Here is a 16,794-nt window from a genome sequence, read left to right on the forward strand (position 1 = left end):
GCTCAGTCGAGTCCCTGCTCGATCGCGTACCGGGTCAGCTCGACCCGGTTGTGCAGCTGAAGCTTGCCGAGCGTGTTCTGGACGTGGTTCTGCACCGTGCGATGGCTCAGCACGAGCCGCTCGGCGATCTGCCGGTAGGACAGGCCCTTCGCCACCAGGCGCAGCACCTCGGTCTCCCGCTCGGTGAGCTTCGGTGCGACCGGCGCGGCCGGGTCGGCGGCGGCCGGCTCGCCCGCAAGCCGGCGGTACTCGCCGAGCACCAGCCCGGCCAGCCCCGGGGTGAAGACCGTGTCGCCGTCGGCGGTGCGGCTCACCGCCTCCAGGAACTCGGGCAGCCCGGCCGACTTCAGCAGGTAGCCGTGGGCGCCGGCCTTCATCGCGTCGAGCACGTCCTGCTGCTCGCCGCTGGCCGACAGCATGAGGATGCGCACCTCCGGCACCTCGGCGCGCAGCCCGTTGATCACCTCGACCCCGGACACGTCGGGTAGTTGCAGGTCGAGGACGACCACGTCGGGCCGGGCCGCGGCGGCGATGCGCACCGCCTGCCGCCCCTCGCCGGTCGCGGCGACCACCTCGTAGCCGGCCGCGGCGAGATCGCGGCTCACACCCTCACGCCACATCGGGTGGTCGTCCACCACCATCACCCGGACCATTTGGCCAGCCTAATCTCCACCTCGGCGCCCTCACCGGGAGCGGTGACGATCGTGGTCGCGCCGCCGAGGTCGGCGATGCGCCCGCGGATCGACTGGGCGACGCCGAGGCGGCCCTGGGCCTCGGCCTCGGCCAGCCGGTCGGGGGCGATGCCGGGACCGTCGTCCCGCACGGTCACGACCACCTCCTCCGGCTCGTCCTCGACCAGGATATAGGCCTTGGTGCCGGGTGGGCAGTGCCGGTCCACGTTGTCGAGGGCGGCGGCGACCGCGGCGGCGATGCCCCGGGCGGTGGGGGCCGGCAGCCGTACCGCGCCGGCCGGCCCGGAGAGGGTGACGGCCGGCGACGCGTACGGGCTCAGCAAGGTCATGAGATCGAGGTCCGCACGCTCGTCCACCGGATGGGCCGCGTGCCCCGCCACCAGATTGCGCAGCGCCGCCTCCTGCTCGCCGGCCAGCCGGGCCAGCTCCCCCGCCTCGCCGTCCAGCCCCGCGCCGCGCCGCTTGACCAGCGCCAGCACCTGCAGCACCGAGTCGTGAATGTCACGCGCCAGCCGCTCGCGCTCCCGGGTCGCCGCCTCGATCTCGACCGCCCGCTGCAGCCGCTCCTGGGAGACCTCGACGATCCGCACGAGATAGCCGACCGCGATCGCGGCGAGCAACATCAAGACCGAGCCCGTGTACGCCGCCTGGTCGTTGTGCGCCCGGACCAGCAGATCAGTGGCGCCCATCGCCAGCGCGGCCGTGATGCCACCACGCCGGCCCCAGGCGACCGCCCAGGCGAGCACCGGCGCGACGTGCCAGGCGACCGCGAGCGTGGGCAGCCCCGCCTCGAGCCCGGGCCGCCCGACCACGACCACGCTGGCGGCCAGCACGGCCATCGTGAGCAGGAGGTCGGCGATCAGCAGCGGCGGCTTCCGCCGGGCCGGGTCGGCATAGGCGTACGTGGTGAAGACCGTCCACCCCGCCATCACCGCGAGCACCGGCCAGCCCAGCATCGGCCGCGCGTAGTCGGTGAAGTTGCGGACCACCAGGATCGTCGCGTACGTCAGCGCGGCGATCCGGTAGACGGCGACCGCCCGCCAGAGCGGCGCCTGAAACCCGGTGTCCCGCCCCTGCCGCATGGGTGGAGGTTCCCACATCTCGCCCGTCCGGCGGGGCCCCGCACTGCAGGAAGATCAGACGTCGCCTACCGTCGAAGTCATCGGCACCGAAGTTCTTCTCACCGAGACCTTTGACCACAGCTCGATCACCGTGCTGCGGCACGCCATCGCGTCCTGCGCCCGCGGCGCCGGCCTCGTCGGCGACCGGCTCGACGACTTCGTGGTCGCGGTCAACGAGCTGCTCAGCAACGCGGTGCGGCACGGCGGCGGGCGGGGCCGGGTCGCGCTGTGGCGGCAGGAGGGCTCGGTCGTCTGCGAGGTGAGCGACGCGGGCGCCGGCATCGCCGATCCACGGCCGGCGCGGGCGGCGCGGCCGGCCATCGACCAGCCCGGCGGGTGGGGCCTGTGGCTGGCCGAGGAGCTGACCGACAGTTTCGAGCTCACTACCGGCAGCGGCGGCACGACAGTCCGCGTGTCGAGCGCCGTTTCCTTAAGGGAATCTTAAATCCGTCGGCGCGATCTTGCCTTGGGCGCGTGTCCTCAAGAAAGTCGTGCTGCTGTTATTTGAGGGGGTCGTGGTGCACGAGGCACGTCATCGCACCGTCGCGCGTGCGTGGTGGGTCCGTCCGAAGGCCGCGGCGCTGGTCGCGGTGGCCGTCACGGGGCTCGCGGTGGCGGTCGGGATACAGGGGCGCGGCGACGTCGCGTCGGCCGACACGCACGCCCTCAACCCGGCCCGGTTCGGCCGCGCCGCCTTCGCCGACAACTTCACCGGCGACCAGGACGGCCTCGACCTGAGCAAGTGGCGGCTGCTGCGCGACGACGGCGGCCCGGCCACCGGCGGGGCGCGCGTCTCCGACGGCGAGCTGCAGGTGAGCCGGCTTCTGCGCACGCGGCAGAGCTTCACCGACGCGTTCGGCCACGCCGAGGCCCGCATCAAGGTGCGCCGGGAGAACGGCGTGTGGCGGGCCTTCTCGGTGCTCGACCAGAACGGGCGGGTGCCGCAGGGGACGCTCGAGACGATCGACGGGGGCATCGACCCGACCTCGGGGCGCAACTTCCACACGTACGCGATCGACTGGTCGCCGGAGGCGGTCGTCTGGTCGGTCGACGGCAAGCCGAGCCTGCGGCTGGTCCGCCAGGACAAGGGCGGCCCGCTGACGCTGGTGCTGAACCTCGCGACCGACGGACGGTCGGCGTCCCGGATGACCGTCGACTTCGTGCAGGTCTTCACGAACTCGTCGGAGCCGCCGACCGCCGATCCGACGTCGCCGCCCGCGTCCGGGGATCCCGCGCCTTCCGGCTCGCCCTCGGACTCGCCGTCCGCTTCGCCTTCCGAGTCGCCCTCCGCTTCGCCGTCCGGGCAGCCCACGCCTCCGGAAGAGCCGTCGCCCACCTCGCCGGCGCCGACGACGACCGCCCCGCCCGCCCCGACCACCGCGCCCACCACGTCCGCGCCGCCCCCGGCGGTGGCCGAGTGGAAGCCGTTCACGGCCTACAAGGCGGGCGACCTGGTCAAGTTCAAGAAGGTGACCTACCGGGTGCTCGAGGCGCACACCTCGCTGCCCGGCTGGGAGCCGACCAAGCTGCCGAACCTCTTCGCCAAGGTGTCCTAGTTCTGGGCGATCCGGTACGTGTCGCCGTAGACCTTCCACGACAGCGGCCCGGTGAGGTCGAGGTTGCTGTGCCGCAGGAAGAGCCGCTGGGCGGTGTCGACCCGGGTGGTGTCGCTGTGCGCCTCCTCGGTGCGCATCTCGGCCACCCGGGCATTCAAGAACGTGTTGAGGTACGCGATCTCGTCGCCGCCCTGGGCCGGTGATCTCGCCGTGGTCAGCGCCCGCTGCCGGATGCCGCGCAGCCCGGAGACGCCGTGCATGATGGCGGCGTCGAAGTAGGCGAACTGGCCGAGCGCCCGCAGCCCGTCGGCCTTGGCCAGGCGCAGGGCCGGCTGGAAGTACATCCGGTCGCGCTCGTCCTCCTGCACCTTCTGGAAGACCGGGTCCCGGGCCGCGGTCTTCCAGGCGGTGGTGAAGCCGGGGTCGAGGCCGGCGTGCGAGTCCGAGCCGTCCACCGTGCGCAGGGCCGGCAGGTACGGCGCCAGCACGTTACGCGGCTTGCGGCGGGTGTACTCGTTGACGACCTCGAGCATGTCCGACGTGCCCGAGCAGAAGCCGACGATGCCGGCCGTGTACCCGCGGCCGTCGCCGATGTCCTCGATGTAGCCGTATTCGCCTCGCCACTGGAGCGTCGAGTTCTCGGCGCTGGAGACCAGCTCGAGGGCCGTCTCCTTCTTGCGCCGGTCGTCGAGCCCGGCGGCGAGCGAGCCGCTGGCCGGGCCGACGGCGTGCAGCGGGGCGGCGGATGGGCCGTACGCCCTGATCTCGAAGAGTGAGTAACCGCCGGAGGTCGCGCCGCGCTGGGTGGCCAGCACCCGCAGATAGCGCCCGGAGCCGGCCAGCCGTTTCAGGTCGTCGGTGCCGCCGTTGCCCTTGGCGGTCGCGTAGACGTCGGTCCAGTTGGCGCCGTCGACCGAGGTCTGCAGGCGGTACGTCTTCGCGAAGGCCTTGTCCCACCGCAGGCGTACGCGATCGATCTGCCGGACCGCACCGAGATCGATCCGCACCCACTGGGTTCCGGGCCCGGCCGCGCTCTCCCACCGGCTCGACGGGTCGGCGTCGGTGGCCTCACCCGCCCGCCAGACACCGCCACGCTCGGAGGAGGCGATCGTCGGCCGGTCCCGGCTGAGCAGCTTCTCGGAGTTCGCGCTCGCGGCAACCGAGATGGCCAGCGGCACGCAGAGCACCACGGAGATCCCGGCGCCGAGCGCGACGGCGCGTATCCGCATCCTTCAACGCTAGGTCGGCACCGGCGGGCTCTGCCGCCCCTTTCCGGAAAGTCACCCTGGGCGCTTGGTCACTGCTTCTTCCGGCGGCCGCGACTGATCAGCACGATGGCCAGCACGATCGCGGCCACCACCAGCAGGCAGCACAGGCCGCCGAAGATCGGGAAGAAACCGAAGCCGCCACGGCGCCGGCGATACTTGGCCGCCTCGACCGCCACGTCGGCCACGCCGTTGCTCGCGGCCCACGCGTGGACCGGGATGACCAGCGTGAGCACCAGGCCGGTCACCGCCGCGGCCGCCCGCGACCACCACTTCACCACTGCAGACATGTGCTCCATCCTGACCGATTGGCGCAAGCGTGACCGGAATCAGGCAGGGTAAGTGGGGACCGACAACGCGGAAGGGGAGCGGATGGACGCCGATCTGGTGGCATTGGCCGAGGCGCACGGGGTGGCGACCTGGTACGAGGACTGGCATCGCAAGCGGAAGGATGTCGAGGCGGAGTCGGTCATCGGGGTCCTCGGGCTGCTCGGGGTCGACGCCACCACGCCCGCCGCCCGTGCTGCGGCCTTGGCCTCGGTGCGGAAGCGCTCCTCGCTGGGCCGCCTGCCGGGCACGATGGTCGTTCGCCACGGCACTTCTCGTGCCCTCCCCGGTTCCGCTTCCGTCACTCTGGAAGACGGCGGCATCCTTTCCGACTTGTTAGAAATTCCGGATACGCTCCCGCTGGGCTGGCACTCGCTGCGGGTCGGCGGGCAGGAGATCACGCTCGTCGTAGTGCCGCCGAAGCTGCCCGAGCCGCCGCAGACCTGGGGGTGGATGCTGCAGCTCTACGCCCTGCACTCGGCCGGCTCGTGGGGCATGGGCGACCTCGGCGACCTGCGGACCTTCGTCGACCAGGCCGAAGACCCGGGGCTGATCCTGCTCAACCCGCTGCACGCGATCACCCCGACACTTCCGGTGCCTCCATCGCCGTACGCGCCATCCAGCCGCCGTTTCGCCAACCCGCTCTACCTGCGGATCGCCGACACCGCGGAGTACCGCCGAGCCGACCCCGCGCTGCGGGAGAAGGTCGACGCGCTGCGCCCGGCCACCGGCAAGCTGATCGACTACAGCGCCGTCTGGCAGGCCAAGCGGGCGGCGCTCGAGCTGCTCTGGCCGCTGGCCGGCGACATCGACCTCACCGAGGACCCCGACCTGGCCGACTTCGCCCGGTTCTGCGCGCTGGCCGAGCTGCACGGCGCCAACTGGCAGGAGTGGCCGGAGGAGCTCCGCCGGCCGGACTCCCCCGCGGTCCAGGCGTTCCACAGTGACCGGGTCGCCTTCCACGCCTGGCTGCAGCGGCTGCTCACCGAGCAGCTGGCGGCCGTCAACGAGGCGGCCGCGGCCCGGGGCATGCCGGTCGGCATCGTGCTCGACCTCGCGGTCGGCACCGACCCGAGCGGCGCCGACGGCTGGCTGCTGCAGGACGTGCTGGCCAAGGGCGTACACATCGGCGCGCCGCCGGACGCGTTCAACCAGCTCGGCCAGGACTGGGGCGCGGCGGCCTGGCGGCCGGACCGCTTGGTCGAGACGGGCTACGCGGCGTACCGGGACATGCTGCGCCGCATCTTCAAGGGCGCGAAGGGCCTGCGGGTGGACCACGTGGCCGGCCTGTGGCGGCTCTGGTGGGTGCCGCCGGGCATGGGTGCGAACGGCGGCACGTACGTGCACTACGACCCCGAGGCGATGCTGGGCATCCTGGCGCTCGAGGCCTCCCGGGCCGGCGCCGTGGTGATCGGCGAGGACCTGGGCACGGTGGAACCGGCCGTGACCGAGGGCCTGGAGCGGATGAACATGCTCGGCTCGGCGGTGCTGTGGTTCACCCGCGACTGGGACGACCCCGACGACGCCTTCGTGCCGGCCGCTTCGTATCCACGTAACGCCCTGGCCTCGATCTCGACCCACGACCTGCCCACCGCCATGGGTTTCCTGACCGGCGAGCAGGTCGAGGTGCGGGCCCGGCTCGGCCAGCTGGCCGGCCCGGTCGAGGAGGAGCGGAAGACCGCGGCGAAGGACCGCGCCCAGCTCAAGGCCGCCCTGCGGGCCGAGGGCCTGATCACCGCCGACAGCACCGACGACGAGGTCATCGTGGCCATGCACGAGTTCCTGGCCCGCACGCCGTGCCGCTTCGTGACGGCGTCGCTCTACGACGTGCTGGGCGAGCTGGACCAGCCCAACCTGCCCGGAACCGTGGACGAGTACCCCAACTGGCGCATGAGGCTGAGCCTTAGCCTGGAGCAAATCGCCGGCGACCCGCGGATCGCGCGGATCGCCGAGATCCTGAAGGAGAGGGCACGCCGATGAGCTTCCTGGACAAAGCCAAGGATTTCCTGGACAAGCACGACGAGCAGGTGGACCAGGCCCTCGAGAAGGTCGGTGACGAGGTCGACAAGCGGACTGACCACAAGTACACCGGTCAGATCGACAAGGCCGTGGACGAGGCCCAGAAGCGCACCGGCGAGGGTGACACCCGCCGCTGACCGGCGGCGCGGGCCCACCCCCGATGCGGGCGGGCCCGCGCCACAAGCTTCGCCAAGCATCGGGATGACACGATGCCTGCCATGATTCTCTGGTTCAACGGCGCCTTCGGCGCAGGCAAGACGATGCCGTTCGTCGAATTCCCGACCGGTGACTTCCAAGACCTCCCGCTCTGGCGTCACCTCGTCATCCAGACGATGACCGGCCTCGCCCAGTAACACCCCCACACCTGGGTCGCCCCGATGAGCCTGATCAACGCGGACTACCAAGCCGAGATCTTCACCGGCATCCGCGCCGCCGGCGTCGAACTCCGCGAAGTCATCCTCGCCGTACCCGAGAAAGAACTGCGCATCCGCATCGACGAGGACGCGGTGGACACAAAAGCACGTCGCTGGCGGCAGGACCATGTCACCCAAGCCCTGAACACATTCGCCTCCCTGCCCGAAGCGCACTTCATCGATGCGGCGGACACACCTCAGTGGGGGCGCAGCCACGCTCCTATCAAGTCACGCCGGTCGTCCTGAAGCCGCTGGTCGACCGGCACAACCCACCAAGCCAAACCCGCACAATGCAGGCCCACACTCACTTTACGAGCCAGATCAACCAGCGGTCAGGATCCCAACCACCGCAACAGCGGCAACGCACACCCTGACACTGAGGCCACATTACGACCCGCCTACGACAAAACCCGGCGGTTATCCACAGCTAGAGGGGCGGGGGCGGCGGGTCGTCGTCGACGGCGAAGAGCATGGGGTGCAACGGCAGGAAGGCGTCTCGCTGGCGGCACAACGCGGGTGGCAGCAGGGACGAGCGGTGCTGCGGGTGTTCGTTGCAATGCCGCATTGCCCGGGACATGGCGTCGGGGTGGTGGCGGCCTCCGCCGTATTCGCCGCAGGTTTCGCAGTCCCAGCGCCAGAAGGGCTGGCCCTCGTCGGAGAAGTGGCGGCGGATGCGCAGCGGTGGGCCGGCCTCCTGCTGGGCGGCGGCCAGGATCGCGGGCATCGCCACGGCCGGCGGGGGTCCGGACGGGCGCGGTGGCCGGGGCGGCGTCAACGCGCCCGACGCCGCGAACGGCCTCGATTGGGTCGATGTCTTGGGCTCCGCCAAAACCCCGGACGCCGCGAACGGCCCCGAATGATTCGACGAGCCCGACTCGGTCGACGGCCCAGACTGAACCAAGGACTCCGCCTCGGCCAACCCATCCGACTGAGCCAAGGACTCCGCCTCGGCCGAGGGCCCCGATTGAGCCACCGACCCCGAATGAGCCACCGACCCCGGCTGAGCCGATGGTTCGGGCGGCGTCGGGGAGCCGGACGGGCGCGGCGCCTCCCCGGCGATGATCTGCGCGAGCACGTTGCTGGTCGACACGGCTCACCTCCGTACGTCAGAAAGCGCTTTTTGTCCTTAGTAGCCGTTTTTCCTGCGGTGTTTGGTCCCAATCGCGGAAATTCGCTCCTCCGGCATACTTGGCGGATGGGTCAGCGCAAGGGTTCCGGACGGCTCGTGGAGACGGTCGCCTCCGGGGTCGCCGAGCTGATCCCGGACTCCGACCGCGCCGCCGCGTTCAGCCTCATGCTCGACGGGGCGCCGCAGTCGTACGTCGATCTCGATGACCCGCTGCACCTGGAGTTCGAGTACATCCGCCGGATGGCCGCGGCGATCGACCTGATCGCGCCGCCGGGTGAGCGGCTGCGGGCGCTGCACCTCGGTGGCGGCGCGCTGACCCTGCCGCGCTACATCGCGGCGACCCGGCCGGGCTCACCGCAGCGGGTGGTGGAGATCGACGGCCCCCTGGTCGAGATGATCCGCCGCGAGCTTCCCCTTTCCCCAAAGGCAAACGTTCGCGTACGGGTGGGAGACGCCCGCGCGGCCTTGGAGGGCATGCGTGACGGCGGGTACGACGTGGTCGTGCTCGATGTCTTCGCCGGCGCGCGCACTCCGGCCCATCTCGCCTCGGTCGAGTTCATCCACGAGGTGGCGCGCGTGCTCGACCCCGCCGGCTGGCTGGTCGCGAACGTGGCCGACGGGCCGCCCCTGCGCTACGCCCGCGCCCAGGTCGCCACGATCCGCGCCGCGCTCCCCTCGGCCTGCCTGGTCGCCGATGCCGCGGTGCTGCGCGGCCGGCGCTTCGGCAACCTGGTGGTGCTGGCCGGCCGCACCCCGCCGCCGGTCGCCGAGCTGACCCGCCGGGCGGCCGGCGACTGGTTCCCGGGCCGGGTCGAGACCGATCTCGACCGTTTCGCCGGGGGAACGTCCCCGGTTACGGACAGTGCCGCCGTCGCTTCACCTACTCCCCCGGCCGGGCTGTTTAGTAACAGAAAGTGACGACTGATAGGCCGAAGGTTCAACTATTTCGAGCCTGTCGTGTACTCGTCAGGAAATCCCGTGTGATTCCCCGCCGCTGACTTGTCGGCGTCGATCCCGGCGGCTGTAATCGAACCAGCCGCGTCACTCGCGCGGCCGCCGACTGGGGGGTAGGCGCATGAGCGACAAGTTCTTCCTGGCCGCGTCCGGGTCCGCACCCGCGGGCGACGCGCCGGGATCGCGCGTGCTGTGGAGCGGCCACTGCGCCGTCGCGGAGTACGCGTTCGAGGAGCCCAGCTCGCTTCCCCGCTGGACCTTGCCGGAGGAGACCGAGGTCGTGGTCACCGACGACCGGGTCGTCTACCGCGACGTCACCACCGGCGCTACCGGCGAGCTGCAGTGGCCGTGGCCGCAGCACCTGCGGGTGCAGCCGGGCAACCGCGACACCGGCCGCTCGGCGACCGTCACCCAGATCCAGCTGGTCTGCGCCGGCCCCGGCGGCACGTTTCCCGCGCTGGTCTTCGCGGGCGGCGATCTGACCACCGTCGGTGACGCCGATCGCCTCGCGAATGTGTTACGCCAGGCGATCGCCCGCTACCGGGTGGAGCATGCGACCGCCCTCGGCATCCCGGCCGCCCAGGCCCGCATGCTGTCCCGGCTCGTGATCGGGCCCGAGTTCAGCAACTACCAGGGCGGCGAGGGCCAGACGGTCTCGCTGCTCGGCTCGTCGCCGGTCGCGCTGCAGGCATCCCCGGTCTACGCGGAGGAGCCGTTCCTCGACCCCTACTTCCCGGCGGCGCCAGGATCAACGACACCGGAAACCACGGCCTATGCCACCGCGGCGCACGAAGGCGCGGCATATGGGACGGCGCAGCACGCGGGCGCCGCATTTGGGACCGAAGGCCCCGCATTCGGGGCCGCAGCGCACGAAGGCGCGGCCTACGGGCTTGCGGCGCACGAGGGCGCGGCATATGGGACCGCGGCTCACGGAGGCGCGGCCTACGGAACCGCGCCGCAAGGATTGGCGGCGCACGGCTTGACGCCGGTCCCGGCCTACGAGCCGTCACCGGTTCCGGAGTCCACCTGGCCCGCGAGCGCGCCTGCGGAGTTCGGCGAGACGCCCCCGCAGGTGTTGCGGCCCGGCTTCGACATGGCCGCCCGGTCGCGCCCGGCCCGGCCCGCCGACGAGGCCACGCTGCGGGGCACGCCCGACCTCGAGGCCCGGGCCGCGGACCTCGCCGCGCGGGTCGCCAACCTGGTCTCCGGTTTCGACCGCTACGAGACCGAGACGACCAACCTGTCGGCCTACCTCAGCCCGGGCGACGAGCCCGACCGGGCCGAGCAGGTGCGCCGCACGGCCGCCCGCCTGGCCGCCAACTCGGCCCGCGTGCGAAGCATCGGGCCGCGCCGCTCGGCCGACGACGAGATCGGCTCCCCGACCCGCAACCTCTGACCCGCCGCCACAGCCCGCGACCGCACCGCTTCAGGCGCCCGCGGCGTCGGAGCGGCCGCCGCCGGCCGCCGCCGGGGCGAAACAGCGACCGGTCGCGACCCGCTCGTCGTGCACCTCGTGCGCCCGCTGCAGCAGCTCCATGAGCTCCTCCTCGGCCCGGACCCTGGCGCGGTACCTCTCCGGCAGGCTCTTCAGGTGGGTCTCCTCGTCGAGCAGCTTGTGGAAGATCTCGTCGCAGTACTCGGGGTCGGTCTCGATGTCGAGGAACTCCGTCGCATGCCGGCGGGCCGCCGCCACGTACGTCTGCGCCCGGCCCTTCGGGCTCAGCAGCGAGACCACCACCGTGATCAGCAGGATCGCCACGATCAGCGCGAGCGAGAGGCCGGTGGAGATCTCGGCCGCGTGGATGGGCTCGCCGTCGTTGATGAACGGCACGTTGTTCTCGTGCATGGCGTGCAGGATCAGCTTGACGCCGATCAGCGCCAGGATCGCCGCGAGGCCGTAGGAGAGGTAGACCAGCCGGTCGAGCAGCCCGTCGATCAGGAAGTAGAGCTGCCGCAGGCCCAGCAGTGAGAACGCGGTCGCGGTGAAGACGATGTACACGTTCTGGGTGAGCCCGAAGATCGCCGGGATCGAGTCCAGCGCGAACAGGATGTCGGTGCCGCCGATCGCCACCATGACGAGCAGCATCGGGGTCATGACCCGGCGGCCGTTCTGCACGGTGAAGAGCTTGTCCCCGTCGTACACGTCGGAGGTGCGCAGGACCCGCCGCGCCATCCGGATGATGATGTTGTCGGGTGCTTCCTCCTCCTCGCCGCCCTGCTGGCGCAGCAGGTTGCCCGCCGTGACCAGCAGGATCAGCCCGAAGATGTAGAACACCCAGGCGAACGAGTTGATCAGGGCGGCGCCCAGGAAGATGAACCCGGTGCGCGCCACCAGCGACACGGCGATGCCGACGAGCAGCACCTTCTGCTGGTCGGCGCGCGGCACCTTGAAGCTGCCGAGCAGCAGCAGGAAGACGAAGAGGTTGTCGACCGACAGCGCCTCCTCGGTCACGTACCCCGCGAAATACTCGGCGCCCGCCTGCCCGCCGGCGAAGATCAGCAGGCCGAGCCCGAACAGGATCGCGATCGAGACGTAGATCGCCGTCCACCGGGCCGCCTCGGCCAGCGAGGGCACGTGCGCCCGGCGTACGTGGAAGAAGAAGTCGAAGAGCAGCAGACCGATGATGCCGAGTACGGTCAGCAGCCAAACCAAGCCCGACACATGCTGCATGGCCACATCCTAGGGATCAGTGACGGCGGCTCGCAGTTGTGACGTGGTGAGGAAGAGGACACCGGTGAGATCGGCCCCGCGCAGATCGGTGCCGCGAAGGTCGGCGCCGGTGAGGTCGGCCCGGCGCAGATCGGCGTCGCGCAGGTCGGCCCCGATCAGCAGCGCCCCGCGCAGGCTCGCCCCGCGCAGATCGGCGCCGCGCATCTTCCGCCCGATCAGCTGCGCGCCGCGAAAATCCTTGCGCGCCGTTCCGGCACGGGCCAGATGGCTCGCTTTCTGCAGCAGCGGGTTCGCTTTCCGGCGTACGGCGTCGATGTCAAGCCTTTGAATTGCCTCCGGCGCACCACCCGCGAGGTGGTCGATCTCCGCGAGCATCTCGCGCATCTTCGGATGTACGCGTGCCGCGGCGTCCAGTGCGAGAGCCTGGTCGAGCAGCCACATGAGCTCATGCAGCTGCCGCACCCGATGCAGCAGGCCGAGCATCGCCGGCTCGGATTTCCAGTCCCGCCCGCCGAACGTCTCCTGCGTGATGCGCTGCCCGGCCCCGAAGCAGTCGAACACCACGCACCCGGGAAAGCCCTCCCGCTCGAGCCGCTCGTGAATCCCGCACCGGAAGTCGTTCCCCAGATTCGGGCACGCTTTGCCGGCCGCTTTGTCGATCGCGAAGTCTGACGATTTCGCGAAGGCGGGAGCCACGCAGCAGAGCCCGGAGCACTTGCCGCAGTCGGCTTCGAGGAGACGTTCGCACACCCGAGCAACTCTCTCAGACCGCTTGGGGGCCAGCGTCCCGGGAGCCCGACCCGAGACGCGAGACACCAAGGCACGTCCCCTGGTGCCGGTGTGTCGAACTCACAGGAAATCGCCAGAAATCCGCCCCGCAAACCTTCACTCCGAGAGCCCGCGTGACCGAAACAACAGGTGTCCGAGGCGGGCACGGAAGCCCGCCACAACGAGCACGAGCCCGGCGGAGCCGGGTTTCAGCCAGGGGGCCGACCGGCCAGATGGCTACCAAGACCAGGGGGATAGATCCTATGCGCAGCATGCTTCAGCTCCTCGGCGGCGTCGCCGTCGCCGGTGCCGTCGCCGCCGGGGCGACCGCCTTCACCGGCAGCGGCATCACGCCGACCACGACCACCAGCAAGAGCTTCATCGGCGGTACGGCGCGTCAGCAGGTCTACGGGGCCTCCGTCGACAAGATTGTCTACACGTGGACCGACGGCACCAAGACCGTGCTGACCGGGTTCGACATCTACTTCACCGACACGACGGTTGAGACGAAGGTCCCGACGGTGGCGCAGAACACCACCGGCGGTAGCTGGGCCGGCGCCTCCGGCTTCACCTGCAACGCGGTTGGCACCAACACCGCCCAGGTGTCCAACTGCTCGGCCGCCTCCAACTACACGATGGGCGCGCTGAACTACATCGACATTACTGTCCTCTGATTTGTCCGCGGCATGACCCTCACTCAAGGAATGATCTACCGACGGTAGGCGATCCGAAGGAGTGGTCATAGCACGGCCGGTCCGACGTTACGCAATGGCCGCCATCCTAGCGATGGCGGCCATTGGCGCGTGGGCGATCGGCACGAATCGCGTCTCCTACGTCGTTACCCAAGGCATCAGCATGAACCCGGTCTACTACGAGGGCGATCTTGTCATCGTGGTGAAGGCCAATTCATACAAGGTCGGCGAGATCGCCGCTTACCATGGTTCCAGTCCGGGGCTGAAGGTTCTGCACCGCATCGTCGGTGGGGATCCGATCAACGGATATGTCTTCAAGGGTGACAACAACTCGTCCGCCGACGTCGCCGAGCCGACGGGCGACAAGCTGATCGGCCGAGCCCTGCTGCACGTGCCCAAGGGAGGCATCTGGCTCAGGCCGCTGCTGAGTCCGACCGGACTCGGCATGCTCGGATTCTTGGTCTTCGGAAGCACTGTCGCGACCGCCCGAACGAAACGGGAGATACCGCGCGGCCGCCGACGGAAGAAGGTGAGGGCCATGGCTCGCGGCGCGAACACATGGGAAGCGGTCAGGGCGGTCCTGGAAACCGTCCGGCGTATGCCGCCCCTCTCCCAGGCCGCAGCCGGCCTCATCCTCGTGGTCACAAGCTCTGCGGTCGTACTTGGCATTTTGGGATGGATGCGCCCAACAGTCGAGGCCAATCCGGCTCCCTATGCCGGACGTTCCATGACGTTCTCGTACTCGGCCCCAGTACCGAAATCCCCCGCATACGACGGAACGCTCGTCACTTCGCCGGACCCGATCTTCAGAAAGATCGTTGATCACGTCGACGCTCATGTCCATTACCTGGGGCCACCGGGCTCGCTAGAAATCTTCGCCACGCTTTCCGACGACTCGGGCTGGCACTCGAGGATGGATCTCGTCTCCGCTCGCCGTTTCTCGGGTAGAGCGTACGACGCAACCGTCAAGCTTGACCTTGCCGCGATCGACAAACGGGCGAAGGCCGCGGCGGTGTCGATCGGGGCCGATTCGAGCACGGTTACCATTCAGCTGACCGCCAAAGTCATCAGCGACGAAGCTCCGGCATTCACGCCATCGGTACGCCTGACGCTCGCGCCCCTTCGGCTCTCCGTTTCCGAGAACACCCCCTCACTTGTCGTGCGGGACGCAGCATCGCAGCAACGATCAACCTCCGAGCGGACGGTCAACGTCTTCGGCCGTGACATCATCACTGCCGCACATTGCCGCTCGTGGGCGGTCCTGCTGCTCCTCAGCGCCGTCGTCGGGTGCATCGCCCTGTTCCTTGTCGCCCGCCGCGACGCGCCGGCTCGCACTCGCCAGCAGATCGAGCGCCGTTATCCGCAGCTGCTGGTGCACGTCGAGCCGATGGCGAGCCCGCCCGGTAAGCCGGTCGTCAACGTCGACAACTTTCCCGCGCTGGTCAAGCTGGCCGAACGCTACGGCCAGATGATCCTCACCTGGCGGCGGCCGGACGCGGACGACTTCGTCGTCCGGGATGAGGGGATCACCTATCGGTATCGGGTTCCGCTCGATGAGCCGATTCTGCAGAACGTCGAGCTCATCAACCGCCCGAGCGGGGCCGGGAGCCATCGACGCAAGGCCTCGTCCGAGGTGTCTTGACCTTCGCGGCAGACTGGGCCGGTGAACCGCGCTCAGCGACAGCAGCTCATTGAGATCGACGATCGGCTCTCCGAGGAGGACCTGGCCGATCGGGCGCTCGTCTACTCGCTCCGGCAGGCCGAATGGTATCGGGCCCAGATGGGGCGTACGCGCACCCGCTACGTCCTGTCGGAGGCGGGCGCGCTCTTCTTCGCGGGAGCGGCCACGGTGCTCGCGGCGCTCAGCGCGCCGGCCTGGATCACGGCGACCGTGGCGGCCCTGGTGGCGTTTCTGGCGGGGCTGCGGCGGATCGTCTCGTGGCACGACGACTGGCTGGCGGCCGCCGAGGCGCGCGCGCAGGCGTCGGCCGCGATCAGCCAGTACCGGCTCCTGCCGGTGGGCGAGCGGACCGTCGAGCGGCAGCGGGAGCTGGTGGCGGCGATCGACTCGCTCGTGCTCGACGAGACTCGCGGCTGGCGGCGGCGCCGGCGGGAGAAGGTACAGGCCGAGATCCCGGCCTGACGGCGACCCCGCCGGGCCGTGGTGTTCACCGGCCCGGCGGTCCTGGAACCATCTACAGCAACTGCAGCGTGTCGATGACCCGGTTGGAGAAGCCCCACTCGTTGTCGTACCAGGCCACGACCTTCACGTGCCGCCCGTCGACCCGGGTGAGTGCCGAGTCGAAGATGGACGACGCCGGGTTGCCGACGATGTCCGACGACACCAGCGCGTCCTCGGCGTACTCGAGGATCCCGGCCAGCGGACCGTCCGCCGCCACCCGGTACGCGGTCAGCACCTCGTCCCGGGTCACGTCGCGGGCGACGGTCGTGTTCAGCTCGACGATCGAGCCCACCGGCACCGGCACCCGGATCGAGTCGCCGGAGAGCTTGCCGTCCAGGCCGGGCAGCACCTTGCCGATCGCTTTGGCGGCGCCGGTCGTGGTCGGCACGATGTTCACGGCCGCGGCCCGGGCCCGGCGGGCGTCCCGGTGCGGGCCGTCCTGCAGGTTCTGCTCCTGCGTGTACGCGTGCACGGTGGTCATGAAGCCGTGCTCGATCCCGGCCAGCTCGTCCAGCACAGCGGCGAGCGGCGCCAGCGCGTTGGTCGTGCAGGACGCGTTCGACACGATGGTGTGGACATCGGGGTCGTACGCGTCGTTGTTCACCCCGTACGCGATGGTGACGTCGGCGCCGTCCGAGGGCGCGCCGACCAGCACCTTGCGCGCGCCGGCGTCGAGATGGGCCCGGGCGGCCGCGGCCGACGTGAAGCGGCCGGTCACCTCGAGCACGATGTCGACCTCGAGCGCGGCCCAGGGCAGCTTGGCCGGTTCCCGCTCGGCGAGCACCTTGATGCGGCGGCCGTCGACGACGATGGTGTCGCCGTCGACCGTCACCGGCCGCCCGAGCCGGCCCATGGTCGAGTCGAAGGCGAGCAGCCGGGCCAGGGCCGCCGGCTCGGTGAGATCGTTGACCGCCACGACCTCGAGCTTGGTGTCGCGCTCGAGCAGCGCGCGCAGCACGTTACGTCCGATGCGGCCAAATCCGTTGATGGCGATGCGAGTCATGC

The 16,794-nt window shown here is 70.3% G+C and carries 19 protein-coding genes; 11 read left to right on the forward strand and 8 right to left on the reverse strand.

The window, feature by feature from the left end:
- Positions 1–2: 2 nt before the first annotated feature.
- Positions 3–653, reverse strand: coding sequence for a response regulator (locus ACQP2F_RS41625; protein ID WP_433297675.1), 651 nt, complete (start codon positions 651–653; stop codon positions 3–5).
- On the reverse strand, positions 641–1,774 hold the full coding sequence (macS, locus tag ACQP2F_RS41630) for a MacS family sensor histidine kinase (protein WP_433297677.1): 1,134 nt from the start codon (positions 1,772–1,774) through the stop codon (positions 641–643). The genes ACQP2F_RS41625 and macS overlap by 13 nt, the downstream gene beginning before the upstream one ends.
- On the opposite strand from macS, the gene ACQP2F_RS41635 reads away from it, so the two are divergent.
- Entirely contained in the window at positions 1,773–2,258 is a 486-nt protein-coding gene (locus ACQP2F_RS41635) for an ATP-binding protein (protein ID WP_433297679.1), read from the forward strand. The genes macS and ACQP2F_RS41635 overlap by 2 nt on opposite strands.
- 73 nt (positions 2,259–2,331) lie before the next feature.
- The gene (locus ACQP2F_RS41640; RefSeq protein WP_433297682.1) at positions 2,332–3,369 is read left to right on the forward strand and encodes a carbohydrate-binding protein; all 1,038 of its coding nucleotides are present in this window, start codon (positions 2,332–2,334) and stop codon (positions 3,367–3,369) included.
- Here the strand turns inward: ACQP2F_RS41640 and ACQP2F_RS41645 are convergent.
- Together ACQP2F_RS41645 and ACQP2F_RS41650 are read right to left on the reverse strand one after the other, a co-directional pair.
- On the reverse strand, positions 3,366–4,598 hold the full coding sequence (locus tag ACQP2F_RS41645) for a chitosanase (protein WP_433297685.1): 1,233 nt from the start codon (positions 4,596–4,598) through the stop codon (positions 3,366–3,368). The genes ACQP2F_RS41640 and ACQP2F_RS41645 overlap by 4 nt on opposite strands.
- A 68-nt stretch (positions 4,599–4,666) precedes the next feature.
- The gene (locus ACQP2F_RS41650; protein WP_433297688.1) at positions 4,667–4,924 is read right to left on the reverse strand and encodes a hypothetical protein; all 258 of its coding nucleotides are present in this window, start codon (positions 4,922–4,924) and stop codon (positions 4,667–4,669) included.
- A 52-nt stretch (positions 4,925–4,976) separates the two neighbouring features.
- On the opposite strand from ACQP2F_RS41650, the gene malQ reads away from it, so the two are divergent.
- The 4 genes from malQ (at position 4,977) to ACQP2F_RS41670 (ending at position 7,639) form a co-directional block, all read left to right on the forward strand.
- Positions 4,977–6,941 carry a 4-alpha-glucanotransferase gene (gene malQ, locus ACQP2F_RS41655; protein WP_433297690.1) on the forward strand — a complete coding sequence of 655 codons (1,965 nt, stop codon included), beginning with the start codon at positions 4,977–4,979 and terminating at the stop codon, positions 6,939–6,941.
- Positions 6,938–7,117 (forward strand): antitoxin, encoded by a 180-nt coding sequence (locus ACQP2F_RS41660; protein ID WP_433297692.1) that lies wholly within the window; start codon positions 6,938–6,940, stop codon positions 7,115–7,117. Before malQ ends, ACQP2F_RS41660 begins: the two co-directional genes overlap by 4 nt.
- Before the next feature lie 81 nt (positions 7,118–7,198).
- Positions 7,199–7,333 (forward strand): hypothetical protein, encoded by a 135-nt coding sequence (locus ACQP2F_RS41665; protein ID WP_433297694.1) that lies wholly within the window; start codon positions 7,199–7,201, stop codon positions 7,331–7,333.
- 24 nt (positions 7,334–7,357) lie between these two features.
- Complete coding sequence (locus ACQP2F_RS41670; RefSeq protein WP_433297697.1) at positions 7,358–7,639, forward strand: hypothetical protein; 282 nt, start codon at positions 7,358–7,360, stop codon at positions 7,637–7,639.
- Between the two features lie 181 nt (positions 7,640–7,820).
- On the opposite strand, the gene ACQP2F_RS41675 is transcribed toward ACQP2F_RS41670, so the two are convergent.
- Positions 7,821–8,168 carry a hypothetical protein gene (locus ACQP2F_RS41675; RefSeq protein WP_433297700.1) on the reverse strand — a complete coding sequence of 116 codons (348 nt, stop codon included), beginning with the start codon at positions 8,166–8,168 and terminating at the stop codon, positions 7,821–7,823.
- A 420-nt stretch (positions 8,169–8,588) separates the two neighbouring features.
- Between ACQP2F_RS41675 and ACQP2F_RS41680 the strand changes: the two genes are divergently transcribed.
- Together ACQP2F_RS41680 and ACQP2F_RS41685 are read left to right on the forward strand one after the other, a co-directional pair.
- Positions 8,589–9,440, forward strand: coding sequence for a spermidine synthase (locus ACQP2F_RS41680; protein ID WP_433297702.1), 852 nt, complete (start codon positions 8,589–8,591; stop codon positions 9,438–9,440).
- Between the two features lie 157 nt (positions 9,441–9,597).
- Positions 9,598–10,872, forward strand: a complete 1,275-nt coding sequence (locus ACQP2F_RS41685; protein WP_433297704.1) for a translation initiation factor 2 — start codon at positions 9,598–9,600, stop codon at positions 10,870–10,872.
- 30 nt (positions 10,873–10,902) lie between these two features.
- Here the strand turns inward: ACQP2F_RS41685 and ACQP2F_RS41690 are convergent, their stop codons facing one another.
- Both ACQP2F_RS41690 and ACQP2F_RS41695 read right to left on the reverse strand, forming a co-directional pair.
- Complete coding sequence (locus ACQP2F_RS41690) at positions 10,903–12,147, reverse strand: TerC family protein (RefSeq protein WP_433297706.1); 1,245 nt, start codon at positions 12,145–12,147, stop codon at positions 10,903–10,905.
- A 9-nt stretch (positions 12,148–12,156) separates the two neighbouring features.
- Entirely contained in the window at positions 12,157–12,897 is a 741-nt protein-coding gene (locus tag ACQP2F_RS41695) for a pentapeptide repeat-containing protein (RefSeq protein WP_433297708.1), read from the reverse strand.
- A 281-nt stretch (positions 12,898–13,178) separates the two neighbouring features.
- Here ACQP2F_RS41695 and ACQP2F_RS41700 point away from each other — a divergent pair, with 281 nt between their 5' ends.
- From ACQP2F_RS41700 to ACQP2F_RS41710, 3 genes are all read left to right on the forward strand, one after another.
- Positions 13,179–13,589 (forward strand): hypothetical protein, encoded by a 411-nt coding sequence (locus ACQP2F_RS41700; protein ID WP_433297710.1) that lies wholly within the window; start codon positions 13,179–13,181, stop codon positions 13,587–13,589.
- Positions 13,590–13,683: 94 nt separating this feature from the next.
- The gene (locus ACQP2F_RS41705; protein ID WP_433297712.1) at positions 13,684–15,249 is read left to right on the forward strand and encodes a DUF5305 family protein; all 1,566 of its coding nucleotides are present in this window, start codon (positions 13,684–13,686) and stop codon (positions 15,247–15,249) included.
- A gap of 21 nt (positions 15,250–15,270) precedes the next feature.
- Positions 15,271–15,750: an SLATT domain-containing protein gene (locus ACQP2F_RS41710; protein WP_433297714.1), complete on the forward strand. Its 480-nt coding sequence runs from the start codon at positions 15,271–15,273 to the stop codon at positions 15,748–15,750.
- 52 nt (positions 15,751–15,802) lie between these two features.
- Here ACQP2F_RS41710 and gap read toward each other — a convergent pair whose 3' ends face one another.
- Positions 15,803–16,792, reverse strand: coding sequence for a type I glyceraldehyde-3-phosphate dehydrogenase (gene gap / locus ACQP2F_RS41715; protein WP_433297716.1), 990 nt, complete (start codon positions 16,790–16,792; stop codon positions 15,803–15,805).
- Positions 16,793–16,794 lie beyond the last annotated feature (2 nt).

Source organism: Actinoplanes sp. CA-030573 (assembly GCF_050951115.1).
Taxonomy (GTDB): domain Bacteria; phylum Actinomycetota; class Actinomycetes; order Mycobacteriales; family Micromonosporaceae; genus Actinoplanes.